At 66.6% G+C, this 26,025-nt stretch carries 28 protein-coding genes and 3 pseudogenes; 17 read left to right on the forward strand and 14 right to left on the reverse strand.

What is annotated here, in order from left to right; genetic code table 11:
- Window positions 1-142: 142 nt before the first annotated feature.
- The gene (locus tag FHX72_RS09700) at window positions 143-967 is read right to left on the reverse strand and encodes a nitrilase-related carbon-nitrogen hydrolase (RefSeq protein WP_183624703.1); all 825 of its coding nucleotides are present in this window, start codon (window positions 965-967) and stop codon (window positions 143-145) included.
- A gap of 155 nt (window positions 968-1,122) precedes the next feature.
- Here FHX72_RS09700 and FHX72_RS09705 point away from each other — a divergent pair, with 155 nt between their 5' ends.
- Genes FHX72_RS09705 through FHX72_RS09725 form a run of 5 tightly spaced genes read left to right on the forward strand, consistent with a single transcriptional unit; the run spans window position 1,123 to window position 5,403 of the window.
- Window positions 1,123-1,296, forward strand: coding sequence for a hypothetical protein (locus tag FHX72_RS09705; RefSeq protein WP_181064320.1), 174 nt, complete (start codon window positions 1,123-1,125; stop codon window positions 1,294-1,296).
- Window positions 1,293-2,780 carry a cytosine permease gene (locus tag FHX72_RS09710; protein WP_183624705.1) on the forward strand — a complete coding sequence of 496 codons (1,488 nt, stop codon included), beginning with the start codon at window positions 1,293-1,295 and terminating at the stop codon, window positions 2,778-2,780. Before FHX72_RS09705 ends, FHX72_RS09710 begins: the two co-directional genes overlap by 4 nt.
- Window positions 2,781-2,782: 2 nt before the next feature.
- Window positions 2,783-3,874, forward strand: a complete 1,092-nt coding sequence (locus FHX72_RS09715; RefSeq protein WP_183624707.1) for an alcohol dehydrogenase catalytic domain-containing protein — start codon at window positions 2,783-2,785, stop codon at window positions 3,872-3,874.
- A gap of 52 nt (window positions 3,875-3,926) precedes the next feature.
- Window positions 3,927-4,580: a TetR/AcrR family transcriptional regulator C-terminal domain-containing protein gene (locus FHX72_RS09720; RefSeq protein WP_068482093.1), complete on the forward strand. Its 654-nt coding sequence runs from the start codon at window positions 3,927-3,929 to the stop codon at window positions 4,578-4,580.
- A complete protein-coding gene (locus FHX72_RS09725; RefSeq protein ID WP_338110104.1) occupies window positions 4,573-5,403 on the forward strand; it encodes an SDR family NAD(P)-dependent oxidoreductase in 831 nt (276 codons plus the stop codon). The genes FHX72_RS09720 and FHX72_RS09725 overlap by 8 nt, the downstream gene beginning before the upstream one ends.
- 9 nt (window positions 5,404-5,412) lie before the next feature.
- On the opposite strand, the gene FHX72_RS09730 is transcribed toward FHX72_RS09725, so the two are convergent.
- From FHX72_RS09730 to FHX72_RS09740, 3 genes are all read right to left on the reverse strand, one after another.
- The gene (locus FHX72_RS09730) at window positions 5,413-5,742 is read right to left on the reverse strand and encodes a DMT family transporter (RefSeq protein WP_183624709.1); all 330 of its coding nucleotides are present in this window, start codon (window positions 5,740-5,742) and stop codon (window positions 5,413-5,415) included.
- Complete coding sequence (locus FHX72_RS09735) at window positions 5,742-6,128, reverse strand: DMT family transporter (protein WP_183624711.1); 387 nt, start codon at window positions 6,126-6,128, stop codon at window positions 5,742-5,744. The genes FHX72_RS09730 and FHX72_RS09735 overlap by 1 nt, the downstream gene beginning before the upstream one ends.
- A gap of 171 nt (window positions 6,129-6,299) precedes the next feature.
- Window positions 6,300-7,241 carry a sugar-binding transcriptional regulator gene (locus tag FHX72_RS09740; RefSeq protein WP_183624713.1) on the reverse strand — a complete coding sequence of 314 codons (942 nt, stop codon included), beginning with the start codon at window positions 7,239-7,241 and terminating at the stop codon, window positions 6,300-6,302.
- A 188-nt stretch (window positions 7,242-7,429) separates the two neighbouring features.
- Here FHX72_RS09740 and FHX72_RS09745 point away from each other — a divergent pair, with 188 nt between their 5' ends.
- The 4 genes and pseudogenes from FHX72_RS09745 (at window position 7,430) to FHX72_RS18960 (ending at window position 10,164) form a co-directional block, all read left to right on the forward strand.
- On the forward strand, window positions 7,430-7,996 hold the full coding sequence (locus FHX72_RS09745; RefSeq protein ID WP_183624715.1) for an SIS domain-containing protein: 567 nt from the start codon (window positions 7,430-7,432) through the stop codon (window positions 7,994-7,996).
- A 91-nt stretch (window positions 7,997-8,087) separates the two neighbouring features.
- On the forward strand, window positions 8,088-9,104 hold the full coding sequence (locus FHX72_RS09750) for an autoinducer 2 ABC transporter substrate-binding protein (RefSeq protein ID WP_183624717.1): 1,017 nt from the start codon (window positions 8,088-8,090) through the stop codon (window positions 9,102-9,104).
- Window positions 9,105-9,168: 64 nt separating this feature from the next.
- Window positions 9,169-9,648 (forward strand): annotated as a pseudogene (locus FHX72_RS19925) (ATP-binding cassette domain-containing protein); the annotation flags it as partial.
- Window positions 9,649-9,873: 225 nt separating this feature from the next.
- A complete protein-coding gene (locus tag FHX72_RS18960; protein ID WP_244964183.1) occupies window positions 9,874-10,164 on the forward strand; it encodes an ATP-binding cassette domain-containing protein in 291 nt (96 codons plus the stop codon).
- A 378-nt stretch (window positions 10,165-10,542) separates the two neighbouring features.
- On the opposite strand, the gene FHX72_RS09760 is transcribed toward FHX72_RS18960, so the two are convergent.
- Window positions 10,543-11,484: a GlxA family transcriptional regulator gene (locus FHX72_RS09760; RefSeq protein ID WP_183623093.1), complete on the reverse strand. Its 942-nt coding sequence runs from the start codon at window positions 11,482-11,484 to the stop codon at window positions 10,543-10,545.
- Window positions 11,485-11,592: 108 nt separating this feature from the next.
- Between FHX72_RS09760 and FHX72_RS09765 the strand changes: the two genes are divergently transcribed.
- Both FHX72_RS09765 and FHX72_RS09770 read left to right on the forward strand, forming a co-directional pair.
- Entirely contained in the window at window positions 11,593-11,904 is a 312-nt protein-coding gene (locus tag FHX72_RS09765) for a putative quinol monooxygenase (protein ID WP_027020518.1), read from the forward strand.
- 616 nt (window positions 11,905-12,520) lie between these two features.
- Window positions 12,521-13,351: pseudogene (locus FHX72_RS09770) on the forward strand (ISL3-like element ISPfr2 family transposase); the annotation flags it as partial.
- Window positions 13,352-13,419: 68 nt separating this feature from the next.
- Here the strand turns inward: FHX72_RS09770 and FHX72_RS09775 are convergent.
- The 3 genes and pseudogenes from FHX72_RS09775 to FHX72_RS09785 form a co-directional block, all read right to left on the reverse strand.
- A pseudogene (locus FHX72_RS09775) lies at window positions 13,420-13,989 on the reverse strand (response regulator transcription factor); the annotation flags it as partial.
- Window positions 13,989-14,732 (reverse strand): VIT1/CCC1 transporter family protein, encoded by a 744-nt coding sequence (locus tag FHX72_RS09780; protein WP_420892899.1) that lies wholly within the window; start codon window positions 14,730-14,732, stop codon window positions 13,989-13,991. The gene FHX72_RS09780 and the pseudogene FHX72_RS09775, both read right to left, overlap by 1 nt.
- A gap of 116 nt (window positions 14,733-14,848) precedes the next feature.
- Complete coding sequence (locus tag FHX72_RS09785; RefSeq protein ID WP_183625388.1) at window positions 14,849-15,163, reverse strand: DUF1345 domain-containing protein; 315 nt, start codon at window positions 15,161-15,163, stop codon at window positions 14,849-14,851.
- 20 nt (window positions 15,164-15,183) lie between these two features.
- Between FHX72_RS09785 and FHX72_RS09790 the strand changes: the two genes are divergently transcribed.
- Window positions 15,184-16,436 (forward strand): IS3 family transposase gene (locus FHX72_RS09790; RefSeq protein WP_183624723.1). Its coding sequence is split into 2 segments (ribosomal slippage): window positions 15,184-15,466 and window positions 15,466-16,436, totalling 1,254 coding nucleotides; the frame shifts between segments, so codons are not numbered across the junction.
- Here the strand turns inward: FHX72_RS09790 and FHX72_RS09795 are convergent.
- From FHX72_RS09795 to FHX72_RS09805, 3 genes are read right to left on the reverse strand one after another with little or no spacing between them, the layout of a single operon-like run.
- Window positions 16,372-16,989, reverse strand: a complete 618-nt coding sequence (locus FHX72_RS09795) for a PfkB family carbohydrate kinase (protein ID WP_183624725.1) — start codon at window positions 16,987-16,989, stop codon at window positions 16,372-16,374. The two genes, FHX72_RS09790 and FHX72_RS09795, sit on opposite strands and share 65 nt — an antisense overlap.
- A gap of 58 nt (window positions 16,990-17,047) precedes the next feature.
- Window positions 17,048-18,124 carry a zinc-dependent alcohol dehydrogenase gene (locus FHX72_RS09800; RefSeq protein ID WP_183624726.1) on the reverse strand — a complete coding sequence of 359 codons (1,077 nt, stop codon included), beginning with the start codon at window positions 18,122-18,124 and terminating at the stop codon, window positions 17,048-17,050.
- A gap of 50 nt (window positions 18,125-18,174) precedes the next feature.
- Complete coding sequence (locus FHX72_RS09805) at window positions 18,175-19,518, reverse strand: MFS transporter (RefSeq protein WP_183624727.1); 1,344 nt, start codon at window positions 19,516-19,518, stop codon at window positions 18,175-18,177.
- 169 nt (window positions 19,519-19,687) lie between these two features.
- Here FHX72_RS09805 and FHX72_RS09810 point away from each other — a divergent pair, with 169 nt between their 5' ends.
- Complete coding sequence (locus FHX72_RS09810; RefSeq protein ID WP_183624728.1) at window positions 19,688-20,629, forward strand: helix-turn-helix domain-containing protein; 942 nt, start codon at window positions 19,688-19,690, stop codon at window positions 20,627-20,629.
- A 130-nt stretch (window positions 20,630-20,759) separates the two neighbouring features.
- On the opposite strand, the gene FHX72_RS09815 is transcribed toward FHX72_RS09810, so the two are convergent.
- Window positions 20,760-21,968, reverse strand: a complete 1,209-nt coding sequence (locus FHX72_RS09815) for an IS110 family RNA-guided transposase (RefSeq protein WP_068483986.1) — start codon at window positions 21,966-21,968, stop codon at window positions 20,760-20,762.
- Window positions 21,969-22,211: 243 nt separating this feature from the next.
- On the opposite strand from FHX72_RS09815, the gene FHX72_RS09820 reads away from it, so the two are divergent.
- The gene (locus FHX72_RS09820; protein ID WP_183624729.1) at window positions 22,212-22,358 is read left to right on the forward strand and encodes a hypothetical protein; all 147 of its coding nucleotides are present in this window, start codon (window positions 22,212-22,214) and stop codon (window positions 22,356-22,358) included.
- Window positions 22,359-22,382: 24 nt separating this feature from the next.
- Here the strand turns inward: FHX72_RS09820 and FHX72_RS09825 are convergent, their stop codons facing one another.
- On the reverse strand, window positions 22,383-23,282 hold the full coding sequence (locus tag FHX72_RS09825; RefSeq protein ID WP_183624730.1) for a helix-turn-helix transcriptional regulator: 900 nt from the start codon (window positions 23,280-23,282) through the stop codon (window positions 22,383-22,385).
- 102 nt (window positions 23,283-23,384) lie between these two features.
- On the opposite strand from FHX72_RS09825, the gene FHX72_RS09830 reads away from it, so the two are divergent.
- The 3 genes from FHX72_RS09830 to FHX72_RS09840 all read left to right on the forward strand — a co-directional run bounded on the left by FHX72_RS09830 (window position 23,385) and on the right by FHX72_RS09840 (window position 25,657).
- Window positions 23,385-24,362, forward strand: a complete 978-nt coding sequence (locus tag FHX72_RS09830; protein WP_183624732.1) for an aldo/keto reductase — start codon at window positions 23,385-23,387, stop codon at window positions 24,360-24,362.
- A gap of 398 nt (window positions 24,363-24,760) precedes the next feature.
- Window positions 24,761-25,330 (forward strand): S41 family peptidase, encoded by a 570-nt coding sequence (locus tag FHX72_RS09835; protein WP_183624734.1) that lies wholly within the window; start codon window positions 24,761-24,763, stop codon window positions 25,328-25,330.
- 36 nt (window positions 25,331-25,366) lie between these two features.
- On the forward strand, window positions 25,367-25,657 hold the full coding sequence (locus FHX72_RS09840; protein WP_183625390.1) for a S41 family peptidase: 291 nt from the start codon (window positions 25,367-25,369) through the stop codon (window positions 25,655-25,657).
- Between the two features lie 4 nt (window positions 25,658-25,661).
- On the opposite strand, the gene FHX72_RS09845 is transcribed toward FHX72_RS09840, so the two are convergent.
- The gene (locus FHX72_RS09845) at window positions 25,662-26,024 is read right to left on the reverse strand and encodes a DUF2834 domain-containing protein (RefSeq protein ID WP_068482060.1); all 363 of its coding nucleotides are present in this window, start codon (window positions 26,022-26,024) and stop codon (window positions 25,662-25,664) included.
- Window position 26,025 lies beyond the last annotated feature (1 nt).

A 26,025-nucleotide genomic window follows, 5' to 3' on the forward strand; every position in this document is an offset into this window, starting at 1 on the left:
GGATGCACGAGCCCCAGGTCTGTGGTTCGCGCGGGAGACCTTGGGGTTGTGCAGGCGGTTCGGGCGCATTGGGTGCGGAAGCCCCAGGTCTTGGCCGCGAGCGGGGCGGGCGCGGCCGCGCGCGGGCGCTCCAAGCCGAACGCTACGGACGCAGGTCTTGCAGGTACGTGTTGACCTCGCGGGACTTCGTGACCTCCGACGAGAAGAACTCGGCACTCAGCAGCTCGGTGTCGTCGCGGCCCGCGATGGCGAGGGTGTTGCCGTAGGGGCTCGCGATGGTGCTGAGGCCCGTGAATCCTGGGCCCGAGTGGTTGGCGTACGCGATGTACATGCCGTTCTCGAGGGCGCGCACCGGCACCATGTGGGTCGAGATGACCTCGGCGTTGTAGGTGTGGCCTGGCTGGCCGCCAGCGACGTCGCCCGTCGATGGGACGGCCGTCGGGATGAGCAGCGCCTCGGCGCCGGCGACCGCGGCACGGCGTGCGATCTCGGGAAACTCGATGTCGTAGCAGATGGCGAGCGCGACCCGCAGGCCGGCGATCTCGACGACCTCGGCTGGCGCATCCCCGAGGTCGAAGACCTCCTGCTCTTCCCCGCCGAAGAGGTAAGACTTGCGGTAGCGGGTGAGCTCGTTGCCGTCGCTCGCGAAGAGCGACGCCGAGATGAAGCGGCGCTCGGTGGTGGCATTTGCGGCGAAGCCGGCTGAGCGCTCGATCGTGTGCTCGACGGTGGATGCGACGATCGCGATCCCGAGGTCGGCGGCGATCTGCGCGATCCGCTCGCGAATGGCAGAGCCATCGTCGCCGGCGACCTTTGCGGGGGCGTACCCGGTGGCAAAGAGCTCAGGCGTGACGAGGATGTCGGTGCCCGCGCCGGCCGCCCGCTCCGCGAACGAGCGCAGGACCTTGAGGTTGTCGTCGACCGCGCCGACGGCGCCCTGTGCCTGCAGTACGGAAATCAGCGCCATTGCCAGCCTCACATCGTTGGGTTGTCACTCGAGGTGCGCCCGTTCGGGTGCCCTCTGAGAAGTATCTCTTGACACGGTCGGGGGGGACAGCCTCAGGATAGCCGAAACCGAAATAAATTCGGTTGATCTGGTTTCGACAGCGAAGGCAGGACCCCATGGACATGCGCGACCCGGAGATCACCGCGGATCTCGCGAGACGACTCGACACTATCGCGAACGCCGAAGCAGGCGACGTCGCGCACGACCCCTTGAGCGGCCGTGACATCGGACTCTTCACGCTCACCTGCGTCGCCCTCGTGGCCGTGGGCGCGCTCGTGGTGATCCTGTGAGCGGCGGCGCGGAACGGAAGCTCGAGGGCGCATCCGCCGAACTCGACCAGGCCGCGACCTTCGGCTCGCTTCCGCTCCTCAAGAAGGAGCGCATCTGGTCGGGCTGGGACTACAGCTGGGTCAACCTCAGCCTCGCCATCGCGACGTGGGCGTTCCTCGTCGGCGGCTCCACGGCGCTGCTCGTCGGATTCCAGGACGGCATCGCCGCGATGGTCATCGGCAACGCGATCGGCCTCGGCATCATGGTCCCCGCCGCGACAGCCGCGAGCGCGCGCTTCGGCGTCGAGCAGTACACGATCCTGCGGCCGGTGTTCGGGCTCATCGGCGTCGGAGTGCTGGTGTTCACGGTCATCCTCGTCACCGAGATGGGCTGGTCGTCGCTGCTGGCGATCATGGTGGGGCGGGCCGTCACGCAGGTCGCCAACGGGGCCGCTGGCACCGACTTCGGCTCTGGCAGCTTCCTCGTGACCGCCGTGGGCCTCGTCGCGATCCTCATCGCGTGGCTCATCCTGTCCCGCGGACCCGTCACGATCGGCAAGCTCAACCGCTTCGTCGCGCCGGGCCTCGTGCTTGTGACCGTCTTCATGCTGTTCTTCCTCGTCGCCAACACGTCCTGGGATGCGTTGTTCGCCGCCGAGCCGCTCGCGCCCTTCGAGGAGTCGCAGCTCAACTTCATGCTCGCCGTCGAGTTCAACGTGGCGGTCGGATTCTCCTGGTACCCCGTCATGGGCTCGATGGCGCGCATGACGCGATCGCCCAAGGCCGCCCTGTGGCCCGCGTTCACGGGCCTCATCGTTGGCACGCTCGTCGCGCAGATCGTCGGCATGGCCGCCGCGCTCACCCTCGGCGACTCCGACCCGACGGTGTGGATGCTGCCCCTCGGTGGTCCCATCCTCGGCGCGTTCATGCTGCTGTTCATCTCGTTCGCCAACATCACGAGCATGTCGTCGATCGTCTACTCGACGGTGCTCGCCATTCGGCAGGCGAGCGGCAACCTCCTCGGGCGCGTGCCCTGGCCCCTGCTGTGTGGCGCGTTCTTCCTGCTGCCCGCGATCCTGACCTTCTTCCCCGACTTCATGTACCAGCAGTTCATGGTCTTCGTCACGATCTCCGGCGCTTTCCTCGCTGCGATGTGCGGGGCGATCCTCGCCGACTACTTCGTGCTCCGGCGCCAGTGGGTGCGCCTGCCCGACCTCTACAAGCTCCGCGGCGAGAGCGTCTATCACTTCACCGGCGGGGTGAACTGGGCCGGCATCGTCTCGGTCATCGTCGGCGCGGCCTTCTACCTGTGGATCTACAACCCCGTGACCCTGGAGACGCATCCGCTCTTCCTCCTGCTCACCGCATCCGCACCCGCCACCGTGCTCTCGGGTGGCGTGTACCTGCTGCTCGCTCAGCTGCTCTACCGGCGCCGGGGCATCGGCGCCTTCGCGGCCAAATCCAACTCCATTGCTCACACCACGACCACCCGGAAAGGGGCCTGAGCATGCGCGCACAAGCGGCAGTTCATTTCGAGGGAAGCAGCGAACTCGAGATCCGAGAGATCGAGGTTGCTGAGCCGGGGCCGGGAACCGTGCTCGTGAAGCTCCGCGCGTCGGGCGTCTGCGGCTCCGACCGGCACGTGCTCGACGGTGACTGGCAGCTGCCCTCGCCCACCGTCATGGGCCACGAAGGGGCCGGCGAGGTGGTTGCCGTCGGTGCTGGCGTCATCGACGTGGAGCCGGGTGACCACGTCATCCTCAGCTGGTTCTACCCGTGCCGCCGGTGCACGGCCTGCCTCAGCGGCCGGGCGTACGTGTGCACGGGAAGCCGCAGCGAAGAATGCCTGCTGCCGGACGGCACGACCCCGCTCTCCCTGGAGGGAGAGCCCGTGTATCCGTACCTCACCGCCGGCACTATGAGCGAGTACGCGGTGGTGCCGGAGTCGGCCGCCATCAAGGTGCCCAAGGAGCTGCCATTCGACGTCGCGAGCCTCATCGGATGCTCGATCGCGACAGGCGTCGGGACGGTCGTGAATGACGCCGCGGTCGGCGCCGGCGAGTCGGCGGTTGTCGTCGGGGCTGGCGGGGTCGGCCTCAGCATCATCATGGGGCTGCAGCTCGTCGGTGCGAACCCGATCATCGCGATCGACCTCAACGAGGACAAGCTCGCCGCCGCGCGTGAGCTGGGCGCGACCCACACGATCGTGCCAGGGCCAGACCTCGCCGCCCAGGTTGCCGAGATCACGGGAGGCGGCGCCGAGTACGCGTTCGAAGCCATCGGGCGCGTGCAGACCATCGAATCGCTGCCCGGCCTCATCGCGCCGGGAGGGACCGCCGTCATCGTCGGGCTCCCGCCAGCCGATGCCCCGGTGTCGTTCGACGCCCTCGCGCTCGCGGAGACCGGGAAGCGCCTCATCGGCACCAACTACGGCTCGACCGTGCCCGGGCGCGACTTCCCGAAGCTCGCCGCGCTCTACCTCGCGGGCCGTCTCCCCGTCGACAAGCTCATCAGCGAGCGCATCCAGTTGAGCGAGGTGAATGAGGCGTTCGAGGCCATGCGGAGAGGCGAGCGGGCCAGAAGCGTCATAGTCTTTTGAGATTGATGCTCGCGCGCAGTTTGCCGTGCGCTGAGAACAAGGGAGTCTGATCATGGCGCGTCCGCGGGTACCGATCCTGTCACCCGAGAAGATCTGTCTGGCTGCGCTGGACCAGATCGACCGCAAGGGCGACTTCTCGATTCCGGTGCTCGCGAAGGAGCTCGGGGTGAGCGCCTCGTCGATGTACCACCACGTGCACGGGCGAGCGGGCATCGTCAACGGCATCCGCGCGCTCATCAGCGCCGAGCTCTCGCTCGCGATCGGGCTCGAGGATGCGAGCGACGAGGACCTCGCGGCGCTCGCCGCGATGAGCTGGCAGGACCAGGTGCGCAGGTGGTCGAAGGACTACACGCGTGCCCTCGCCAAGCATCCGCTCGCGCTGCCGATCATGGTGCAGGAGCCCGTCAGCGACGAGCAGACGCTCGAGGTGTACGAGGCGATCGCGATCACGTTCCGGTCGGTGGGGTTCACCGACGAGCAGGCGCTTGTCGCGATCGCCGTGCTCGAGGGGCTCACCTTCGGGCGGGTCGTGGATGCGGCTTCCCCGCCGATTCCGTGGGCGGCAGACCCGGATCAGCACCCCGCCCTGCACGCGGTGACGACGTCGCTCGAGCCGTCGCGCCGCCTGGAGCTCGCGTTCGACTTCGGGCTCGAGGCGATCATCGCGAGCCTCGAACGAGTGCTGGAGGAGAACGCTCGTGGCTGAGGTGCGCACGGTTGTCGTCACGGGCGGCTCGGACGGGATCGGGGCTGCGGCAGCGCGTTCGCTTGCTGCCAAGGGCTGGAGGGTTGTCGTCGTCGGCCGCAACGCCGACAAGACGTCCGCCGTTGCCCGCGAGATCAACGCCGAGTCGTATGTGGCCGACTTTTCGCGCCTCGACGAGGTGCGTGAGCTCGCGGCGTCGCTGGTCGCGCAGATCGGCCCGATCGACGTGCTCGCGAACAACGCGGGCGGCATATTCGGCGACAAGGCGCGAACCGTCGACGGCAACGAGCTGACCCTGCAGGTCAACCACCTCGCGCCGTTTCTGCTCACGAACCTCCTCCTCGAGCAGGTGAGCGTCGGTGCGGTCGTGAACACGGCCAGCATCGCGGCCAGGCTTATGGGGCGCATCGACCTCGACGATCTCAACAACGACGCCCGCTTCAGCGCGAATAAGGCGTACGGCGACGCGAAGCTCGCGAACATCCTCTTCACGAAGGGCCTCCACCGCGGCTTCGCGGGGCGGCCGGTCGCGAGCGTCGCGTTCCACCCCGGGGTGGTCGGCACGAACTTCTCCTCCGACTCCACAAGCCTCATGCGGCTCCTGTACCGGACGCCGCTCGCGAAGCTCTTCACGATCAGCGCCGCCAAGGGCGGGGAGACACTCGAGTGGTTCATCGCGGGCCAGCCGGGTGTGACCTGGCAGGCGGGGGAGTACTACGACGAGCGGCATCACGCGACGAACGTGAACCCGCAGATCTTTGACGAGGACCTCATCGAGGGGCTGTGGAAGCGGAGCGCCGAGCTGGTCGGGCTGACCGCGTAGTCGGCAAGCTCAGGCTCCGTGTGCGGCGCCGAGCTCCACGAGCAGCACCCCGGCGCCGATGAGGGCGATGCCGGCGGCCATCATCCACGTGAACGGCTCCTTGAACAGGTAATGGCTGAGCACAGCGGTGAGGGCGACGCCGACCGCCGCCCAGATGCCGTAGGCGACGCCGAGTGGCACCCCCTGCGCGAGGGTGAGCGAGAGCAGCGTGAACGCGGTCACGTATCCGACCACCACTGGGAGGTACCAGAGGCGACTGCCGTCGACGGTCTTCCGCAGCGAGAGGGTGCCGCCGACCTCCGAGACGATGGCACCCGCGAGGAAGAGCCAGCCGAGCATCAGGCGGACACCTCCCCGGCGCCGGAAGCCTGAGCCCGCTCCTGCGCTCGCACGGCCCGGTCATGCGCTCGTTGCGAGCCGAGTTCGACGAGCAGCACGCCGCCGATGATGAGCACCATGCCGAGTCCCATGAGCGCGGTGAGTGGTTCGGCGAAGAGGAGCGCCGAGAGCAGTGCAGTCAGCGCGACGCCGAGTGCGCCCCAGATGCCGTAGGCGACACCGAGGGGGAGTCCCGCGCGAAGCACGAGTGCGAGGAACGCGAACGACGCCACGTACCCGGCGACGACGACCACGTACAGGGCGGGAGCATCCCGTGCCCCCTTGAGGGAGAGGGACGCGGTGACCTCGCACGAGATCGCCGCGGCCAACAGCAGCCATTTGCGCATGCGCGGATTCTCGCAGGTTCGGGTGGCGGGCGAAGGCGTAAGTCGATCCGGATGCGGTACGCGTCACTGTTGAGGGGCAGTTGATCGTTGGAGTGCCTGGCGCCCCGTTCACCCGGAGCGCCTCCGATGGCGACGATCACGTCAACGGTCAGTCCTTGGATACCGGTCCTGTCATGAGGACAGGATGGCCTCCGCGAGTGCGCGGTCTGTGACGATCTCCGTGACCAGTCCCGATCTCGCAACCGCCGATGCAGCCCGGGCTTTGCTTGCTCCGCCTCCGACGAGGACAATGCGGTTGGCGTTGCGCAGCTGAGCCTCGGTGATCGCGATGCACTGGTCTGTGAAATCCTGAGCGATGACTGACCCGTCATCTGCGATGAGGAGTGCTCCCACTTCAGCGACCACTCCTCTCTCTTCGAGTTGGTTCCGGGTGTCTTCTGGGATGGTTTCCCTTAGCTGCGACTCGGGAGGTACCCAGGAGCCCAGTGCAAGGACGGCGGCATCCAGGCGGGCCATTCGTGACAAGACGTTCGCTACGTCGCTTTGGGCACGGAGAGATGCTGCCGTGCGAGCATCTCCGACGACCATTGGGGTGAAGATCGTGTGTGCTGACTCACCGGAGTTCTGGGCGACCATGCGAACCATCTCAACCGGAGAGTCTGCGAGGTCAGTTCCGACCGTGCCAGTCAATTGGACGACGTCGATCCGGGGGAGCGTCGGCAGAGAGTTCGCCATGGTGCGAATCGTTCGTCCCCAGCTCACCCCGAGCGTGTCGCCGTCTTTCAGGGTGGTCTGAAGGTGACCTGCGGCGGCTAGTCCGATCTGTTGTCGAACAGCGTCCGGGGAGCCGTGTGACTCGACGACGGTCGCGTGGCGCAGATGCAAGCGCTCGGCCAGTCGTGTCGACAGGTCCTGGATGACCGTGCCTCCGTCGTCGAGCTCAATCTTGACGACACCGAGCTCGCGGGCAAGCTCCAGAAGACGAGCGACCTTGAAGCGGTTGAGGCCAAGCTCCTTGGCGATCTCCACCTTGCTTGCATCTTCGAGGTAGAAGCGTCGTGCGACGGCGACGAGAAGGGCGCGGTCGACCGTCTCGCCTAAGGGTGCGCTCATCGGACCTCCGATATCTGATCGTATTCAGAATACTTGGCGCGGTAATTGCATTTTCTGAACCCGTGTGACTCATGTACATCATGTGAGCATCGCTACTAGCTCATATGAGCAGGTGAAGGATTCGGACGGCACCACCGTTTGGAGCCAGGTCACCTGCATCGGCAACGAGGCCTGAAAGGCGAACGAAGATGACGACGACACCATCCCGGGACATTGCAGCTGCAGCAGTGGCTGAGGTCCGACGCATGCTCGATGAAGTCCCCGAGGAAAGGTACGAAGCGTTCCTCGCTGAGGTTCGTGCGGCCAAGACGATCGTCTTGCATGGCGTCGGCCGTGAGGGGCTCATGATGAAAGCGCTCGCAATGCGTCTGATGCATCTTGGATTCCACGCTCACGTGCTCGGTGATATGACTGCCCCACCCGTCCTCGAAGGTGACCTGTTGATCACCAGTGCCGGCCCAGGGCACTTCGGCACCATTCAAGCGCTGCAGGACATCGCACGGGCCGCAGGCGCTCGAAACCTGCTGGTGACCGCGAACCCAAACGGTGACAGCGCTGCACTTGCGGATGTGGTGGTCGCTCTCCCCGGCCCGACGATGTCCGAGGATCTCGAGGTTCCGGACAGCGCACTCCTGATGGGCAGTGTGTTCGAAGTGGTCCAGCTGTTCTTCTACGACGTCGTGGTGAAGCGCCTCAGCGACACGCTCGGACAGCCACTCGAGGATGCTCGCTTGCGGCACACCAACCTCGAATAACCGCCCGTCTCCCTGATTTCCAGCTCGTGGGGCGTCATGCCCCACGCGTCGCGCTGCACTCCGCCACGACGCAAACCCGAAAGGAAAACCCATGACTCGCTCCAGTGCAAAGGCGCTCTGCAGTCTCGCGCTCATCTCCGCTCTCGCCCTCACCGGGTGCGCTGCCAATGGTGGCTCCGCGAGCTCACCAACAACTGACGGTGAGTTAACTGTCGCCGTGGTTCCCAAGATCCAGGGAGTGCCCTTCTCCGACGCAATCAAGCGCGGTGCGGACGATGCCGCGGCGGAGTTCGGTTTCATCTCGAACTTCGTTGGTCCGACCGCCGCCGATCCTTCTGCCCAGGCGGAGGTTGTTCGCTCACTGATGCAACAGGGAGCTGACGCCATCATCGTGGCTCCCAACGATCCCGACTCGATGGGTCCAGTACTCAAGGAGGCCCAGGACCGCGGTATCGCAGTCGGCACCGTTGATACGGACGCCCCGGACTCTGTCCGCTCCGTGTTTGTCAACCAGGCCGCGTCGGAGGCAATCGGACAAGCGCTTGCCGATCAGGTCTTGGCTCCGATGGGTGGGGCCGGTGAGTTCGCGATCGTTTCCTGCGGCCAAACAGCGTCCAACCTGAACTCGTGGATCGATGAACTGAAGCAGTACACCGCTGAGAAGTACCCGGATGCCACCATCGTCGACACCGTGTACGCCGATGAGGATGAAGCCAAGGCCGTCTCAATGGCGAAAGACCTCATCAACGCCCATCCCAATCTGACTGGCCTGGTCGGAATGTGCACGCCAACCGCGCCCGGTGTGGCCCGCGCCGTTGAAGAGACCGGCAACGTCGGAAAGATCTTCACAACCGGAGTCGGCACACCGAACTCAATGGCGCCCTATCTGGAAGAGGGATCCTCGAGTGCTTCCGTGCTCTGGGACGTCGAGAACCTCGGATATCTCGCCGGATGGGCCGGGTACACCCTTGCCAGCGGGGGTGAATTGCAGGCAGAGAACGAAGTCGGACGGCTTGGTGCGGTCACCTATGACGCTTCTACCGGCGAGTTGCTTCTCGGGGATCCACTTATTCTCACCACCGAAAACGTTGGTGACTACGACTGGTGACTACGACTACTGATCAGTTGGGAGTGGCGGCCTTCGGGTCGCCACCACCGCAAAGGAAGCACTCATGACAAGCAGTTCAGCCTCCGAGGGTCTCTTCGACACGTTGCTTCAGGCGACCGGGCTCGCCAAGACCTACGGTGGGGTCCGCGCCTTACGCGATGTCGACTTCGACGTTCGCGCCGGTGAAGTTCATGCCCTCGTGGGAGAGAACGGTGCGGGTAAGTCCACTCTCATCAAGATGCTCTCCGGTGTTGAACGTGCCGACAACGGCAAGATCACCGACGCCGGGGAACCACTCCCTTCGGGAAGCCCGAGTGCATCCCTTGCAGCGGGGATCTCCACCGTCTACCAAGAGCCACATCTTTTCGCTGAGTTGACGGTGGTCGAAAATCTCTTCCTCGGCAGAGAACTGCGCGGACGCGGCGGCCCAATCCGGTGGGCCGATCAGTTCGCCAGTGCAGTGGAGCTGCTGGAACGGATCGGACTCAATCCCAACCTCGCCCCGCGTCAGGTTGGAGACCTGAGCGTCGGAGAGCAGCAACTCATCTCCATTGCGAAGGCTTTCGCGGCCGAAGTGCGCGTTCTTATCCTCGATGAGCCGTCCGCGATCCTTGCCGACCATGACATCGATACGCTTTTCGGAGTCGTCAGACGGATGCGCGACACAGGGGTGGGGGTCATCTACATCTCGCACCGTCTGGACGAACTCGCCCAGATTGCTGACCGAGTCACTGTCATGCGCGATGGGCAAGTGATCACAAGCGCCCCAATGTCTGAACTCTCAACTCGGGCCATTGCTGAGCTCATGACCGGTGGCGAACTCGAGGTCGTCGATGCCGGAACGCGCTCCGTCTCAACGGAACCAGGCCTCGAGATTCTGGAGCTTGCTGCGGGCAGTGCCCTGCGTTCCGCCTCCCTCAGCGTCGCCCGCGGCGAGATCGTCGGCGTCTATGGACTGATCGGATCCGGTACCGGGGAACTCGCTCGCGCCCTCCACGGGGTGTTGCCCGCAAAATCGGGCAGGATCCAAGTCCGAGCCAAACCGGCTCTTCCCAGATGAAGGTGTAGGTCGGCCGGGCGAGTCGGTCCGCAGATAGACGTCGAGGTCTCCCGACGATGGAGGTTCCTGCGCCATCCATCCGAAAGACCTCGACGTGACCGACGCTACCCCGCCGGCCGGCTTCGGCCGCCCTGACCTGACCGCCTTCGCGGCTCATCCCATTCGACCCTGATCGGGTCTGCTGACCCTCTCGATGAGAACGCAGCGACATCACAGCCACCCAACCCCGACCGGCCGGGAAGCCGGGACACGTCACATGGGCTGTGCTGCGGGCGTGTCGAGTGGGTAGTCCAGGGGCGACGCAGGAGCGTCGACGCGACGTGCTGAGAGGTGGTTCCAGTCGAGCGCTAGGACACCGGCTACAGGCATGGCGATAGGTCAGGAACGGCGTCGCTCCCTGCGCAGGAGGGAGCGCAGAGTCTCGGCGTTCGCGTAGCCGACCCGTAGCGCGATCTCGGCGGAGGTGAAGTCCGTGGTTGCTGAGAGGTGCCGAGCTCGTTCGATGCGAAGCCGTTGGACGAAGCCGAGCGGAGTGAGGTTGAGCGCCGCACGGACTCGTCGTTCGAGGGTGCGCCGGCTGGTGCCGAGCGACTGCGCGACGAAGGCGACGTTGAACGGTTCGTCCAGGCGGGCGCGCACGAAGCGTTCGAACTCGACGACGATCGGGTCCTCGTGCCGGAGATGTTCGTAGGCGACGAAAGCCGCCTGCGACGGGCGCTCGTCGATGATGAGGAGCTTGGCGACATGTTGGGCCAGGTCGGGGCTGATCGATCGCACGAGTGAGAGCGCGAGGTCGATGTGGGCGAAGGCGGCGCCGGCGGTGACGAGGTTCCCGTCGACCACGACCATGGTGTCGAGATCGAGGGCGACGGTCGGATAGCGCTTCAGGAACTCCGGCCCCAGGAACCAGCTGGTCGTCGCCCTCCGATGATGCATCCGTCCGGTCTCGGCGACAGCGAACACGCCGGTGCACGCCGCGGCGATCCGGGTGGTCGCCTCGTCGAGGCGCCCGAGCGAGGCGATGACCGAACGAGCATCTCGGCTCTGGAGGGCGTCGTGGGTCGCGGCGGCCGTAAGGGTTCCAAGCGCAGGGACGACGACCACGTCGAACTCTCCGGACTCCGACAGCGGGTGGTCCACCGACAGGGTCATCGATGCCGTCGTGGTCACTCGCCGTTTCGGTCCGAGGATGGCGAGTTCGATCGGGTCGATCCGCGGGTCGACATCGCCGCGGGCTCCGTCGGCCACCCGCACGATGTCGATGATCGACGCGATAGCCGAACCGAAGCAGCCGTCGATCGCGATCAGTCCGATACGCATGACGTAAACAATAGCAATACTGCCGTATACGCCACTCCCCACCGGCCCTCGCTCGTCATACACTGAACTCGCCCCACAAAGAACCCCGACGTCAAGGAGAACCCCCTTATGTCCACACCCGCATCACTTCCGTATGCCTTCGTCGCCAAGATCGTCGCGGCCGATGGACAGCACGACGCGCTCGCCGATCTGCTCGCCGGCGCTGTCGCGCTCGCCAACGAAGAAGTAGGAACGATTGTCTGGTTCGCGGTCAGGACCCACGCCGACACCTTCTGGATCTTCGATGCATTCCCCGACGAGGCCGCTCGCGACGCCCACGCCAACGGCGCCATCGTCGCAGCCCTGATGGCCAACCAGCACCTCCTCAGCGCAGCACCCGAGATCCTGGCGGCCGACGTCCTCGCGTCCAAGCTCCCGTAGTCCGCCAACACACGCGACGATCGCGCCCCGCCGAGCCGTCGCCAGGTCGCGACGCAACGCCATGCTGCGTTGCCGAGCGGTGCGAGGCCTATCGGCACACGGACAGGATGCCGGCCGCGAGGGGTCCGTCGTAGAGGAGAGCGACGTCGGTGTCGGGCAGAGCCGTGAGGCCAGCGCATCGCGCGACCACCAGAACCGAACCGCCCCTGACCTGCGTTTCCGCAGGTCAGGGGCCGTTCGCCGGAGCCGCCTGTCGGAATCGAACCGACGACCTAATCACGTCGGCTTTGCGTCTATCGCTTGATGCGCCCACTGGGCGAACGAGCCGCTGACCTGCGCAAACGCCGAGCGTGGAGGACGCCGCCATCCGGTGGTGACCGACGACGACCGACCAGTACCGACCGTTTCACCGGAGCTTGCGGCGGCATCGAAGCCGAGCAAGCTCCATTCCTTTAGCTCACCGCGCCCTCCTCCTCGCCGGCCCCGTCGTCGGCGAAGACGTTCAGGGGTCTTCTCAGATGACGGTGTAGGTCGGCCGGGAGCGTCGGTCCGCAGATAGACGTCGAGGTCTCCCGACGATGGAGGTTCCTACGCCATCCATCCGAAAGACCTCGACGTGCCCGACGCTACCCCGCCGCCCGGCTTCGGCCGCCCTGACCTGACCGCCTTCGCTCGACTCGACGGCCTCGGTCTGAGCGTGATCGGGCAACGACTTGAACCGGATCGTGCGGTCCTCGCGTGCCGCGTGGTGGAACCAGATCAGTCGTGCCGACGGTGCGGCAGCGAAGGCGCCGCTCGTGACACCGTGATCCGGCGGTTGGCCCACGAGCCGCTGGGCTGGCGACCGACCGTGCTGGAAGTTGTAGTGCGCCGCTACCGCTGTGCCGACTGCGGACACGTGTGTCGCCAAGACACCAGCGCCGCGGCGGAGCCACGCGCGAAGCTCTCGCGCACCGGGCGGCGGTGGGCGCTGGAAGGGATCGTGGTCGCACACCTCACCGTCGCCCGTGTCGCCGAGGGACTCGGGGTCGCGTGGGACACCGCCAACAACGCGGTCCTGGCCGAAGGCAAGCGGCTGCTGATCAACGACCCCACGCGGTTCGAGGGCGTGAAGGTCATTGGCGTCGATGAGCACGTCTGGCGCCACACCAGGCGTGGCGACAAGTACGTCACCGTGATCATCGACCTCACCCCGGTCCGCGATGGCGCCGGCCCAGCAAGGCTGCTGGACATGGTCGAGGGCCGGTCGAAGGCGGCGTTCAAGACCTGGCTCGCCGACCGCGACGACGCCTTCCGTGACGCGGTCGAGGTGGTCGCGATGGACGGCTTCACCGGGTTCAAGACCGCCGCTGCGGAGGAGATCCCGGACGCGGTCACGGTGATGGATCCCTTCCACGTCGTGCGCCTGGCCGGTGACGCCCTCGACAGGTGCCGGCGCCGGGTCCAACTCGCGATGTGGACTCCAGCGCCGCTTGGCTCGAGCTTCTTGCGCAGGTAGCTCACGTACTGGTCGACGATGGTCGGCTCGAAGTGCTCGACGGATCCCCATACTTCGTCGAGGATGTTCGCTCGAGAACATACCTCCCCCGGGTGCGCTGCGAGGTGACGCAGCAGCGCGAACCCCTTCATGCTCAGGGGGAACGGCCGTCCGTGCACGCTCGCGCGGGCGGCGAGCGAATCGAGCCTGAGGGCGCCGACTTCGAGCACCGGTTGCGGAGCGCCCGATTGACGGCGGAGCTGTGCCCGGATGCGGGCGCTGAGCTCCCCGAAATGGAACGGCTTCGTGACGTAGTCGTCGGCACCCGCGTCGAGCCCGAAGATGCGATCATCGACGCTATCCCTGGCCGTGATGACGATCACGGGCAGCTGGCTCCCTGACTCGCGGATGCGCCTGCACACCTCGAAGCCACTCATCTCGGGGAGCATCACGTCGACCACTGCGACGTCGAGCGGGCCGCTCGAGAACGCGATGAGCGCATCCACCCCGTTTCCGACCAACGTGACGTCATGCCCCTCCTCGCTGAGACCGCGATCGAGCAGCGCCCCCATCGTCGGGTCGTCTTCGACAACGAGGATCCGGGCCATCAGACCACGCCGGAAGTTCCGAGCAGAGAGCCGATGAGGAACGTCGCCCCGAGCGCCACGGCGCCTCCGGCGACAACGCGGATGGTCGGCCGCAGGGCTGGGCTCCCGCCGATGCGGGCGCCGAGGTAGCCGGTCGCCGCCAGCGCGAACAGCACGACCGCGAAGGTGGCTTGGATCCGGATGCTCTCGGGGAGCAGCAGAATCGAGAGGAGTGGGAGGAGCGCACCGATCGTGAACGCGAGTGCGGACGCTCCGGCGGCTGCGAGCGGGCTGGCCACCGCTTCTTCACTGAGGCCGAGCTCCGTCTCAAGGTGAGCCGTGAGAGCGTCCTTGGCGGTGAGTTCGACGGCCACCTGGCGTGCGGTGTCGGGGCTGAGGCCCTTGGCCTCGTAGAGGCCTGCAAGCTCGATGAGCTCTGCTTCCGGTTCCTCCGCGAGCTCGCGGCGCTCCTTCGCGATCAGGGCCTTCTGGCTGTCGCTCTGGCTGCTCACGGAGACGTACTCGCCGAGCGCCATGGAGATGGCACCGCCGACGAGCCCAGCCGTGCCCGCGGTGAGGATGGCCGGAATCGCTGTCGTGGCTCCCGCCACACCGACGACGAGCGCAGCGACGGAGACGATGCCATCATTGGCGCCGAGCACCCCGGCTCGGAGCCAGTTGAGCCTGCCGTGAATGGAAGCATCGTGTGGCTCGTGGGCGTGGGCACCCGGGGTGGGTGCAGCGGGGGTGGTCATAGGCGTCATCTAAGCACAGCGCGGGCGCTTTGTGAGCGGCGAGCAGACACGAGCGAGTGAGCACTGCCTCTCCTTCCTCCGCCGAAACGCGGCTGTGGCGACGTCGTTGTCGTGGCCCGAACTCGCTACTGCGCCAGCGCGGAGACCAGATTGACCATCGCGGCCAGCACGGTCACCCCCAGGATGAATGAAAGCAAGGCGTGCCGGAGGGCTTCGCGTCGGATACACGTACTGGTGAGGTTCGTATCCGAGACCTGATAGGTCATCCCGATGGTGAGTGCGAGGTACGCGAAATCTCTGTACTCGGGTGGCTCCGGCTGATTGAAGTCAACACCCGTTCCGCCCGACCTGTAGTACACGCCAGCGTACCGAAGGGTGAACAGCACCTGGATGAGCGCCCACGACGCTCTGACTCGCCCCGGTGTGTCCGGAGACAGGATTCCTTGGAAGGATCTGTCTTATGGGACGTCCCAGTAAGTATCCGCGCGAGCTTCGTGAGCGCGCTGTCCGTATGGTCGTCGAGGTGCGGGCCGATTATCCGAGCGAGTATCAGGCGATGACCGCGGTCGCGCAGATGCTCGGCATCGGGTCGCCGGAAACGATTCGCACCTGGATCCGTCGGGAGCAGGTCGACGCGGGAGACCGGCCCGGTGTGACGACTGACGCGGCGGTGGAGATCAAGCGCCTGAAGCGGGAGAACGCCGAGCTGCGGCGGGCGAACGAGATCTTGAAGGCGGCTTCAGCTTTCTTCGCGGCCGAACTCGACCGGCCACACAAGCGATAGTCGCCTTCATCGACGAACACAAGGACCGCACCGAGGGCGGGCTCCGATGGGGTGTCGAGTCGATCTGCGCTGTGCTCACCCAGCACGGCGTGAAGATCGCCCCATCGACCTACTACGACGCCCGCGGGCGCGGACCGTCATCCCAGGCCGTGTCGGATGAGCGGTGGAAGCCGATCATCCTGGCGGCGTGGCAGGCGCACCGCAAGGTGCTCGGGGCCCGAAAGCTCTGGTTGCGGCTCCGCCGTGACGGTCACGACATCGCGCGCTGCACGCTCGAGCGCCTCATGCGTGAGCTTGGGATCGCCGGCGTGCTCCGCGGGAAGCGGAAGCGTCCCGTCGACACGGATCCGCGCGAGACCCGCCCCGCGGACCTCGTCGACCGATACTTCGCCCGGTTCCGCACGAACCAGCTCTGGGTCGCGGACTTCACATACGTGTGGACGTGGTCTGGATGGGTCTACGTCGCGTTCGTCTTCGACGCGCACTCCCGCCGCATCATCGGCTGGCGCGCCGCGACGAGCATGACCACACCGCTCGTGCTCGACTGCCTCGACATGGCTCTCTTCACCCGCCGCCGCGAAGGCATCACCGGGTTCGCGGGGCTCACGCATCACACCGACGCGGGCAGCGTCTACACGTCAATCGCCTTCACCGACCGGCTCGTCGACGAAGGCATCGACCCGTCCGTCGGATCCGTCGGCGACGCCTACGACAACTCTCTCGCGGAATCGCAGATCGGGCTCTACAAGTCCGAACTCATCCACCACGAAGGTCCCTGGCGTGACGTCGATCAGGTCGAGGCGGCGACCGCATCCTGGGTGCTCTGGTTCACCACCGAACGCACCCACGGCTCCATCGACGACCTCACACCCCTCGAGGTCGAGCAACTCGACTACGCTCGCAACGAACCGGTTGAAAGAGCCGGCTGACACCAGCAAACAGCTCTCCGGACACACCGGGGCGAGTCAGTTCGGTGGAGGCGCGTTGCTCTTCCCGGGGCCCCATGAACGCGGGGCGCACGTTCGGGTCGAAGGTGACGATTCCGTGTTCCCGGCCGCCGCGCATAGCTGCGACGACCGCCCGTCTGCCCGGTTCGAGGGCGGCGGCGATGGAGCCGGCGTGCAGGATGCGTGAGGTGACGGGCAGGGGAGAAGCTGGCAGATCCCAGGCGACAGCGAACTCGTAGCTCGCCGACCCGTCGGGGGCGATGCGCGCCAGAGCTGTGGAGGTACTGCCCGCGCGCGCTCTGTCGACGCGTACCCGCGAGCCGTCGAGGTGCTCCTGGAGGAGGGCACCGTCGGCATCGTCGCCGTAGGAGGGGCGCAGCTGGACCGCGTGCCCGAGCCGGCCGAGTCCGACCGCCACGTTCATTGGCGAGCCGCCCGGCCTCCTCGTCTGATGGCCGCGCTCGTCCACGACGACATCGACGAGCGATTCTCCGATGACCGTGATTCGGGTCTCTCCCCGCTCGATGCTGCTCATCTTGACTCTCCTGCCTTGCGTGCGTGATCTTGTGCTGCTTGTGGTGTGCGAGCGACGCCTATGGCGTGATCAGAACCTTGCCTGAGCTGTCCGCGGTTGCCGCGGCGAACGCATCTGCCGCCCGGCTCAGCTCGAACGTCTGCGAAACGACCTCACCTGTGGGCAGACCGCCGCGGCGTGCGATCTCGAGGGCAGTCTCCATGTCGGCCTCCGTGTATGCGGCGGAGCCCTGCACGCGGATCTCGAAGTCCTGGATGATCGGCATCGGGAGCACGGCATCGCGCGCAGGGACGCCCACGACGACGAGGGTGCCCGCGCGCCGCAGGAGCGAGATTGCCTGCGCGAAGGATCGTTCTGACGCGACGCAGTCGAGCACGACGTCGGCGCGGGTGCCGAGTGCCGACGCGACCTGCTCGTCGGCGTCGGTATCGGAGGCGAGGACTGCGTGGTGGGCACCGACGCGCTGCGCCCGCTCGAGCTTGCCGCGGTCGAGGTCGGTCACGACGATGTTCGTCACGCCCGCGTCGAGCGCAGCGACGACGCAGAGCAGGCCTATCGTGCCAGCTCCGAGGATCACGACGCGGGCACCGGTGAGGTCGCCGGCAATGCGGGCGGCGTGCACCGGTGTCGCGAGGCACTCGACGAGCGCGGCCGTCGCGTCGTCGACACCGTCCGGCACCGGGTAGAGGTTGCCAACTGGCGCCACGAAGTACTCTGCCATCGCGCCCGCCCACCGCAGGGACGGGTCGCAGCCGATCCAAGAAAGCGTCTCACACGCGTTGGAGCGATCCGCGAGGCAGTTCAGGCACGTGCCGCAGCTCACGTTGGGCTTCAGGATCACTCGCTGACCGAGAGCCAGCCCTTCGGCGCCTTCGCCGAGCGCCTCGATAACTCCGGTTGCTTCGTGGCCGGGCAGATATGTGGAGGCGAGGAACGGGTGGTGTCCGGCGAGCGCATGCGTGTCGGAGCCACAGATGCCGATCAGCGTGCTGCGCACGAGCGCCTGGCCCGGTGCAGGGGTCGGGATCTCGCGGCGTTCGAGGGTGACACCTAAGAGGGGCTCGACGACGGCACCCAGCATGCTGGTCGAGGCGCTCGCTTCTTGGCTGACGGTCGTGGTGAATTCAGTGGTCATGGTGGTCCTCCTTGGGTCGGGTGAATGGGATGCGAGGCGCGACTATGCGTCTAGGCGGGACTGATGGCTGGGCTGATCGCGGGGCTGCGCTCGGCAGCGGCGGCGATCGTTTTGTTGGCGGGGAGCGAGGTCTCGTCCTCGGCGGGAACGCCGTTGAACCCCGGCTGCGGCGGGTGGATGAAGAGGGTCAGTACGGCGCCGACCACGTACAGGCCGGCGTAGGTCCAGCAGACGCCGGCCACGCCGCCGAATGGGAGGACGACGGCCGCGATCGCCGGGCCCAGGAACGTCGATCCGCCGGCCGCGAGGTTGTGCGCCGAGATCGCCGCGCCTGTGTGGCCAGGTGCGAGGGCAGGGAAGACGGCTCCCATGGGCACGAACGAGGAGACGGTGATGCCAAGCAGAATGGCTGCGACCGACATGAGCAGCAGGTTCGCGCCGAACCACTGCGGCAGGTAGTAGAACGCGAGTGTCGCTCCTGCGGTGCCGATGCAGCCGTACCAGCGCATCTGCCGCATCCACCCGAACCGGTCGCCGATGCGCCCCCACACGATGTTCGTGACGATCGTGACGGCGAACATGAGGCCCCACAGCTGCATCCATTGGGTCAGCTCGAACACCTGCACGCCGTCGTACGTGGACGAGGTCAGGTAGAGCGGCATGATGACGGGGAACCCGAAGAGCGTGAGGTTGCAGATGACCCGCACGATGGCGATGAGGAGGATCTGCCGGTTCTCGCCGAGGATCGTCGCGCCGCGGGCCAGTTCGCGCCACTTCGTGCTCGCGTTGATGTTCGGCTCGTCGGCGAGCGGCGCGGGTGCCTGCTGCTTCGCGGCGACCCAGAAGCAGCAGATGATGCCGGCGGCCACCCAGGGCAGGGCGAGCCACAGGGTCGCGCGCTCCCCGACGAGTGGGATGAGCCAGCTCGGAAGGTACGTGCCGAGCACGCCGATGCCGAGCGAGTACGCCGCCCAGTACCAGCCCATCGCGGTCGCGAGGCGTGCCCGGTCAACCGTCTGCGCGATGAGCACGACAAAGGAGTAGATGAAGAGCGGATACGCGGCGGCGCGCGCCCCGTAGATGATCAGGATGAGGGGCAGGCTGCCCGAATCGAGCGCGAAGCCCAGGAAGACGAGCTGCAGGGCGAGCCAGAGCCCACCGCCGAACAGCATGACCCGCTTCGCCCCGAACAGTTCGGCGACGACGCCGGAGCTCCACGCGGCGATCGCCGCGACGAAGCCGTAGACGCTGAACACGAGCGCCGAGTCGATCGGAGCGTAGCCGAGGTCGACGAGGTACTTCGCAAGAAACGTCAATTCGAAACCGTCGCCAGTCATGAAGAGCGCGATGGCGACGTAGCCGATGACCAGTGATCGTGACAGGCCTTTGAACATGGATTCACCTCTTTGTGAGTGGCTGGTGCCCCGTCGGTGGGGGACCTGGCCGGTGTGTGCTGTCAATGATTCTGCGACGGTGTCGCCGCCTGTTCTAGCGGCGCTGGAGCGACGGAGTGATACTTTCTTGACATCACACTCGAGGGGCGTCGATGCAGAGGGAGCAGTCATGACCGTCGTAGTCGAGGAGTTCGATGCCGCCTCGTCCCCACTTCGGGGCCGAGGCCCAGTGCCAGAGGTCGTCGTGCCGGACCCCGGGAGCATGTTCCGCTGGCACGAGCACGACTACCCGCATCCGCTCGCTCGGTGGCATTCGCACCCCGAGATCGAGGTGCACCTCATCAGGGCCGGCACCGGTCTTGGCTTCGTGGGCGACCACATCGGTCGCTTCGAGGCCGGCCACCTCGTGCTCGTCGGGTCTGACCTCCCGCACAACTGGATCTCCGAGCTGGCGGAGGGACAGCAGCTGCCGGGCCGCGACGTGGTGCTGCAGATTCATCCAGAGCGCATGCAGGGGCTCGCGCACGTCGCCCCAGAAGCACGTGAGGTCGTGGCGCTCTTCCGGGATGCTGCACGCGGCATCGAATTCTTCGGCGCGACGGCGTCAGCCGCGGCCATGCACCTCGAGGCGGTCGGTGTCACGCGCGGCTCTGCTCGCCTCGCGCACCTATTCTCGCTGTTCGAGACCCTCGCTGCAGGTCCAGCGGGGGAGCGGAGGCTCTTATCGAGTGGTGCGACGCTGCCGGAAGCTGACATGACCGCGCACCTCAAAGTCGACGCGGCCATCCGCTACATCACAGAGCACCTTGACGGCGAGGTGCGACTCGGCGCCGCCGCCGCGCACGTCGGCATGGCGCCGTCCGCGCTCTCGCGCTTCTTCCGGCGCACTGCCGGCCGGGGGTTCGCGGAGACCGTCAGGCGGCTGCGCGTCATAAGGGCCTGCGCGCTCCTCGAGGAGACGACGCTGCCGATCGCCGACATCTGCTACTCGTCTGGCTTCCAGAACCTCTCGAACTTCAACCGGCAGTTCCGCGCCGAGACGGGGACGACTCCGGGGGCGTACCGGCGGGGGAGTTCGGGGGGAAGAGTTTCTCACTCGGGCTCGGGCTAGGGCTAGGGCACCTCGACCGAGTTCCACGACCGGGCGGGGATGCAGAAGACCGGGTTCGGCGACAACTCGCGCAAGGCGAACCCGCGCCTTGTCGCGCAGCTCGGCCTTGGGGGGTGTCCCTATGGTTTTGTCAAGGGTTTTGGGGTGTCGGGGTTTGGTAGATGGTGCCGTCTCGGAGCATTGCGTAGAGGACGTCGCAGCGTCGTCTGGCGAGTGCGATGAGGGCTTGGTTGTGGCGTTTGCCTTGCGCGCGTTTCCGGTCGTAGTAGGTGCGCGAGACGGGGTCTTTCAGTGCCGCGAACGCGGAGAGGAACAGAGTCCGTTTCAGGATCTTGTTCCCGCGTCGGGAGGCGTGCTCGCCCCGGATGGAAGAGCCGGAGCGTCGCGTGACGGGCGCGAGTCCGGCGTAGGACGCGAGGTGACCTGCGGTCGCGAACTGTTTCCCGGCGACTTCGGTGAGGAGTCTCGCTGCGGTCCTGACGCCGACTCCTGGCATGCTCGTCAAGACCGGGTGAAGAGGGTGCGCATCGACGAGCCGTTCAACCTCGACCGCGATCTCGGCCCGTTGGGTGCGGAGGTCTTCGAGTTGTTTCGCGAGGCGCGGCAGGACGAGGCTGGCAGCGTTCGTGCCGACGACCACGACCGTCTGCTCGGAGAGCGCCTGCATGATCTCGGCCGCGAGGCGTTTGCCCATGCGGGGAGCGAGCTTTACGAGTCGGTTGGCTAGCCGTGTCGGGCCGAGCTTCGCGAGATCCGCGGGCGCGGGGTGACGCTGGAGGAGATCAACGACGGCCTTGTGATCGAGGTGCGGGCCAAGGACTCGTTCGAGCGCGGGGTGAATCTGCGTGAGCAGGCCGCGGATGCGGTTGCTCGTCGCGGTGACTTGTCCCGCGAGGTCGTCATCGAAGCCGCAGAGCATCGAGAGTTCCGCGACCTGCTCGTCCGCGAGCTGGATCGATCGGAGGGCGTGCGGGAGGGTCCGGGCGGCTTCCGCGATGATGGCCGCGTCTCTCGCGTCGGTTTTCGCTTCGCCCGCGTGGAGGTCCGCGATGCGGCGCATCGCGAGCCCCGGCAGGTAGCCGACGAGGACTCCCGCGGCTTGCGCGACCGCAATCGGCAGCGCGCCGATCGTGGCAGGCTGATCGACGACGAACAGTAGCGTCCCGTGGTCCTTCAACCCATCGATGAGCGCGCGGAGTTTGCTCTCGTCGTTGGGCAGCGCTTTGTCGAAGAGTTTCTTCCCCGTGCGGTCGATCGCGACCGCGTGATGCTCGCCTTTGCCGACATCGACACCGATGAACACGTCGACGCTGTCGTGTCCGGTGATGCTTGTTTCCATCAGCCCTTCCCCTCTCAAATTTCGGTTCCAGCGTTGGCCGAACCAAGAAGCGGCGAGTCTCGACATCCACGTTACGAACGACACTCGGAACACGTCCGGGCCCTGTCCCTATCAGCGATCACAAGCCGCCAAACCGGGACTCGGTGACAACACCCCCCAGATCATGAACAGCGACAGGGGGCAGAGAGTCATGCCGAGCCCGGGATGGCCAACACCCTCCAAGGATCACTCCCCGAACTGGGTATGAAGAAGGTAACGGGGCTCTTCGCGGGCAGGGACCGCGTTGTCGGCGGGAAGGGGCGCACGCGCCGCAACGCGTTCAAGAACAAGTTCCTGCCGGAGCGAGTGAAGGCGCGGCGGTTCGCCGAGAAGTCACGTGAACGCGAGTAGGGTGCGCGCCGGAGGGTGCGTTTCTCAGCCGGTCTGCCCAGCCCTCGCAGCCCTCGCACCGCTCGCGGCCTCCGGATGCGTCGCCGCCCAGTTCGACAGCAGCTGCAGGCGCTCGTGGGATGCGCTCCCCGGTTCCGCCGAGAACACCAGCATGAGCAGCCCCCGGTCTGAAGACAGGTCCATGCTCTGGTAGCTGAGGTCGAGGTCTCCGACGACGGGGTGGTGCACGCTCTTCAGCCCATCGCGGTGCTCGCGCACGTCGTGCGAGCCCCAGAGCTTCCGGAACACGTCGCTGCGGGTAGACAGCTCACCGACGAGGTCGCTGAGCGCCCGGTCGTAGGGCGAGCGTCCTGCCTCGGTGCGGAGGATCGCGACGATCTGCCTCGTGTTGCTTTCCCAGTCTTGGTAGAAGCTCTGCGAGCGCTTGTCGAGGAACACGAAACGGGCCGCGTTGACGGGTGGGCGGGCATCCTCGAACATCGGGGCGAACAGCGCCCGACCGAGCGTGTTGGTCGCGATCGCGTCGAGTCTGCCGTTCTGGATGAACACGGGCACGGTCGACATGGCGTCGATGGTCTGCTGCATGGCTGCGCTGAGCTGCTGCTTCTTGGTACGGCGCTGTCGCTGCGGGTGCGTGCCCTCGTTGGCCGTCCTCACGAGTTCGTGCAGGTGCGCATGCTCGGCCTCGTCGAGGCGCAGGGCGCGGCTCACTCCGTCGAGCACGGCCTCGGAGACGCCGCCCGCGTTGCCTCGCTCGAGTCGCTTGTAGTACTCGGCGCTCATCCCCGCGAGCAGGGCGACTTCCTCGCGGCGCAGCCCAGGGACGCGGCGTCGACCACCGAAGTCGGGCAGCCCCGCCTGTGACGGCGTGAGCTTGGCTCGCCGAGAGGTGAGGAACGCGCTCAGGTCGTCATGGATGTCCATGCCAGCGACCCTACGCCGCAGCTCGCTGCCCAGAGGGGCCCTGCCAGTGCACCTCACACCAGGGCCGCGCTGTCGTCGACGGATGTGGGTTGACTCACTTCCATGAAGCACATCACTCTTGGAGGCCTCGAGGTCTCCCGCATCGGACTTGGCGCAATGACCATGGCGGGCACCTACACAAGCGAGGGCGCGCTCGACCATTCCGAGTCGATCGCGACGATCAACCGAGCGCTCGACCTTGACGTGACGCACATCGACACGGCCGAGATCTACGGCCCCTTCCTCAGCGAGGAAATCGTCGGCGAGGCGATCAAGGGGCGCCGCGACGAGGTCAAGATCGCCACGACGTTCGGCCTCTACTCGCACGTCGATCGAGAGCGGAACGCGAACAGCAGCCCAGCGAACATCCGCGCCGCCATCGAGGGGTCGCTGCGCCGCCTCGGAACCGACCACATCGACCTCTACTACCAGCACCGAGTCGACCGGAACACGCCCATCGAGGACACGGCGGGGGCCATCTCCGAGCTCGTGGCCGAGGGCAAAGTACTGCACTTCGGGCTGTCCGAGGCATCGCCGGAGACGATCCGCCGGGCGCACGCCGTGCATCCTGTGTCGGCGCTGCAGACCGAGTACTCGCTATGGACGCGCGACGTCGAGGCGGAGATCCTGCCGCTGCTGCGCGAACTGGGCATCGGATTCGTGCCATACTCCCCGCTGGGTCACGGGCTCCTGACCGGCCAGATCCGCTCGGTCGCTGACTTCGCGGACGACGACTGGCGCAAGACCAACCCGCGGTTCACGGGTGAGAACTTCGAGCGCAACCTGCGCATCGTCGACGAGGTCCGTGCGATCGGCAAGGAGATCGGCGCGACGCCAGCCCAGACTGCGCTCGCCTGGATCCTCACCCGCGGCGACGACATCGCCCCCATCCCGGGCACACGCCGCGTGAGCCGCGTCGAAGAGAACACCGCCGCCGACGCGATTGTGCTCACCGAGTCGCAGATCGCCCGCCTCGACGCACTCGAGCCCGCGGCCGGCGCCAGGCACGACGACGCGAACATGGCCTCCATCGACCAGTGACCCGATCCGGCTGAGCTACGGGGTCGGGGGCGGCGCAGTTCCCTGCCGCCTCGCTGAGGCCCGAGTCAAGTTGAGGGCGAGTTGGAGGCGCAGCGACCTGACCATCGAGCGGTTGCCTGTCTTTCCGGGCGTCACGATGAGGCCGCAAACCACTTCGCCCTTAAATTGACCGGATGCGGTGGTGAGGAGATCTGTCGCTGCCGCTCGATGGCGGGTTCCCCGTTCGTGCGAGTCCGGAACCGTAGGCTCGACGCATGAGCGGAGCGGCTTTGGGTAGACGGAACGTCCGCCGATCGCGCGCGAAACTTGCTCTGGCCCTTGCTGCAGGAGTTTGGCTGTGCCTGACGGCGTGCGGCCCGGGTCCGACGCCCGCACCAACGCCGACGCCCAGCCCGACCGTGACGGTCAGCCCCGCCGCGCTTGTCGAGGAGGCCGCACGCATCCTGGAGGAGAACGGCCTCTACTCAGGCGGTGACTGGTCGGCCCAGCGGAACGCGCTCATCGAGGCGGGCGCGGCGGCGGAGACGATCGAGGAAGCGAACGAACTCATCGCTGCGGCAACCAGTGACGCCGGGGGCAGGCACTCCAGGTTCCTGACCGCCGAAGAGCGTGAGGCAAGCTACGCGGAGGCGCCGAGCGATCCCCCCGCGGTCGAAGCCACGCAGGGCCGCACGGTCATGATCACGGTGTCGGCGATCGGGCACGACGGTCAGCTCGCCGAGGAGTATGCGCGCGCCGGTGTCGAGGGGCTGGTCGCGCTCGCGGACGCGGAGACGTGCGGCTTCGTTGTTGACCTGCGCGACAACTGGGGTGGCAACGCGTTCCCGATGCTCGGGGCCGTCTCGCCGCTCTTCGATACAAACGACGTAGCGGGATTCGTGGACCGCGACGGCACACACGGCACCATCACCGTGACCACGGAGAGCGCGACTTCAGCTGACGGTTACGAGCTGCGCTTCGACGCATAAGTAGACGTCGACACGAGCGTCTTCGCCGGCAAGCCGATCGCTGTCCTGCAGGACTTCTACACGGCGTCGGCCGCGGAGATGGTGCTCACAGCCTTCACCGGGCAGAGCAACGTGATGACGTTCGGGGAGAAGAGCAACGGACTTGCGACGGGCGTCGACGGCTTCATGCTCGCCGACGGGTCGGAGATCCTGCTCACTACCTCTCGCTACACCGACCGAACCGGCGCAGTCATGCCAGAGCCCATCCAGCCCGACGTCTCCGTGCTGACGGCGGATGCTCCCGCGGCGGCCCATGACTGGCTTGCGGGGCAGTGCGCGGCGGGTTGATTCGCTATTCGGCTTGCTCTGTCGAGCTCCGCGGGCGTCCCCGTCCCGCCGCCAGGTGCCGCTCGCGCATCGCGAGGAACAGCGGCAGGGCGAACGCGAAGGCGACGCCGAAGCAGAGGATGTAGGCCCACAGCCGCCGCATGCCCTGGCGGCGCCCCTCGACGATGATGAACACCGCGCCGACGGTGGCGGCGACGAGCACGTCGATGACGATGGACGTGACGGCCGGCCCGCTGCCGAAGTAGTCGCCGATGAAGGCGCTGCCCTCCATGCCTGCGATGACGTTGAACGTCCACGTCACAGCCCCGCCGACGACGGCGAGCACGAGGTAGAAGATCGCGAGGGGAGTCCAGGTGGATGCGCGCATG

It is taken from the genome of Pseudoclavibacter helvolus, assembly GCF_014191305.1.
Taxonomy (GTDB): Bacteria; Actinomycetota; Actinomycetes; order Actinomycetales; family Microbacteriaceae; genus Pseudoclavibacter; species Pseudoclavibacter helvolus.

Bases quoted from the DNA above. Each gene is read 5' to 3' on its own strand.
- FHX72_RS09760 (WP_183623093.1), bottom strand. From the start codon at position 11,484: ATGCGTATCGGACTGATCGCGATCGACGGCTGCTTCGGTTCGGCTATC.
- FHX72_RS09735 (WP_183624711.1), bottom strand. From the start codon at position 6,128: ATGCGCAAATGGCTGCTGTTGGCCGCGGCGATCTCGTGCGAGGTCACC.
- FHX72_RS09800 (WP_183624726.1), bottom strand. From the start codon at position 18,124: ATGACCACTGAATTCACCACGACCGTCAGCCAAGAAGCGAGCGCCTCG.
- FHX72_RS09795 (WP_183624725.1), bottom strand. From the start codon at position 16,989: ATGAGCAGCATCGAGCGGGGAGAGACCCGAATCACGGTCATCGGAGAA.
- FHX72_RS18960 (WP_244964183.1), top strand. From the start codon at position 9,874: ATGTCTGAACTCTCAACTCGGGCCATTGCTGAGCTCATGACCGGTGGC.
- FHX72_RS09730 (WP_183624709.1), bottom strand. From the start codon at position 5,742: ATGCTCGGCTGGCTCTTCCTCGCGGGTGCCATCGTCTCGGAGGTCGGC.
- FHX72_RS09815 (WP_068483986.1), bottom strand. From the start codon at position 21,968: ATGGAAACAAGCATCACCGGACACGACAGCGTCGACGTGTTCATCGGT.
- FHX72_RS09740 (WP_183624713.1), bottom strand. From the start codon at position 7,241: ATGAGCGCACCCTTAGGCGAGACGGTCGACCGCGCCCTTCTCGTCGCC.
- FHX72_RS09830 (WP_183624732.1), top strand. From the start codon at position 23,385: ATGAAGCACATCACTCTTGGAGGCCTCGAGGTCTCCCGCATCGGACTT.
- FHX72_RS09810 (WP_183624728.1), top strand. From the start codon at position 19,688: ATGACCGTCGTAGTCGAGGAGTTCGATGCCGCCTCGTCCCCACTTCGG.
- FHX72_RS09700 (WP_183624703.1), bottom strand. From the start codon at position 967: ATGGCGCTGATTTCCGTACTGCAGGCACAGGGCGCCGTCGGCGCGGTC.
- FHX72_RS09745 (WP_183624715.1), top strand. From the start codon at position 7,430: ATGACGACGACACCATCCCGGGACATTGCAGCTGCAGCAGTGGCTGAG.
- FHX72_RS09780 (WP_420892899.1), bottom strand. From the start codon at position 14,732: ATGACGCCTATGACCACCCCCGCTGCACCCACCCCGGGTGCCCACGCC.
- FHX72_RS09845 (WP_068482060.1), bottom strand. From the start codon at position 26,024: ATGCGCGCATCCACCTGGACTCCCCTCGCGATCTTCTACCTCGTGCTC.
- FHX72_RS09750 (WP_183624717.1), top strand. From the start codon at position 8,088: ATGACTCGCTCCAGTGCAAAGGCGCTCTGCAGTCTCGCGCTCATCTCC.
- FHX72_RS09720 (WP_068482093.1), top strand. From the start codon at position 3,927: ATGGCGCGTCCGCGGGTACCGATCCTGTCACCCGAGAAGATCTGTCTG.
- FHX72_RS09805 (WP_183624727.1), bottom strand. From the start codon at position 19,518: ATGTTCAAAGGCCTGTCACGATCACTGGTCATCGGCTACGTCGCCATC.
- FHX72_RS09715 (WP_183624707.1), top strand. From the start codon at position 2,783: ATGCGCGCACAAGCGGCAGTTCATTTCGAGGGAAGCAGCGAACTCGAG.
- FHX72_RS09820 (WP_183624729.1), top strand. From the start codon at position 22,212: ATGAAGAAGGTAACGGGGCTCTTCGCGGGCAGGGACCGCGTTGTCGGC.
- FHX72_RS09705 (WP_181064320.1), top strand. From the start codon at position 1,123: ATGGACATGCGCGACCCGGAGATCACCGCGGATCTCGCGAGACGACTC.
- FHX72_RS09765 (WP_027020518.1), top strand. From the start codon at position 11,593: ATGTCCACACCCGCATCACTTCCGTATGCCTTCGTCGCCAAGATCGTC.
- FHX72_RS09825 (WP_183624730.1), bottom strand. From the start codon at position 23,282: ATGGACATCCATGACGACCTGAGCGCGTTCCTCACCTCTCGGCGAGCC.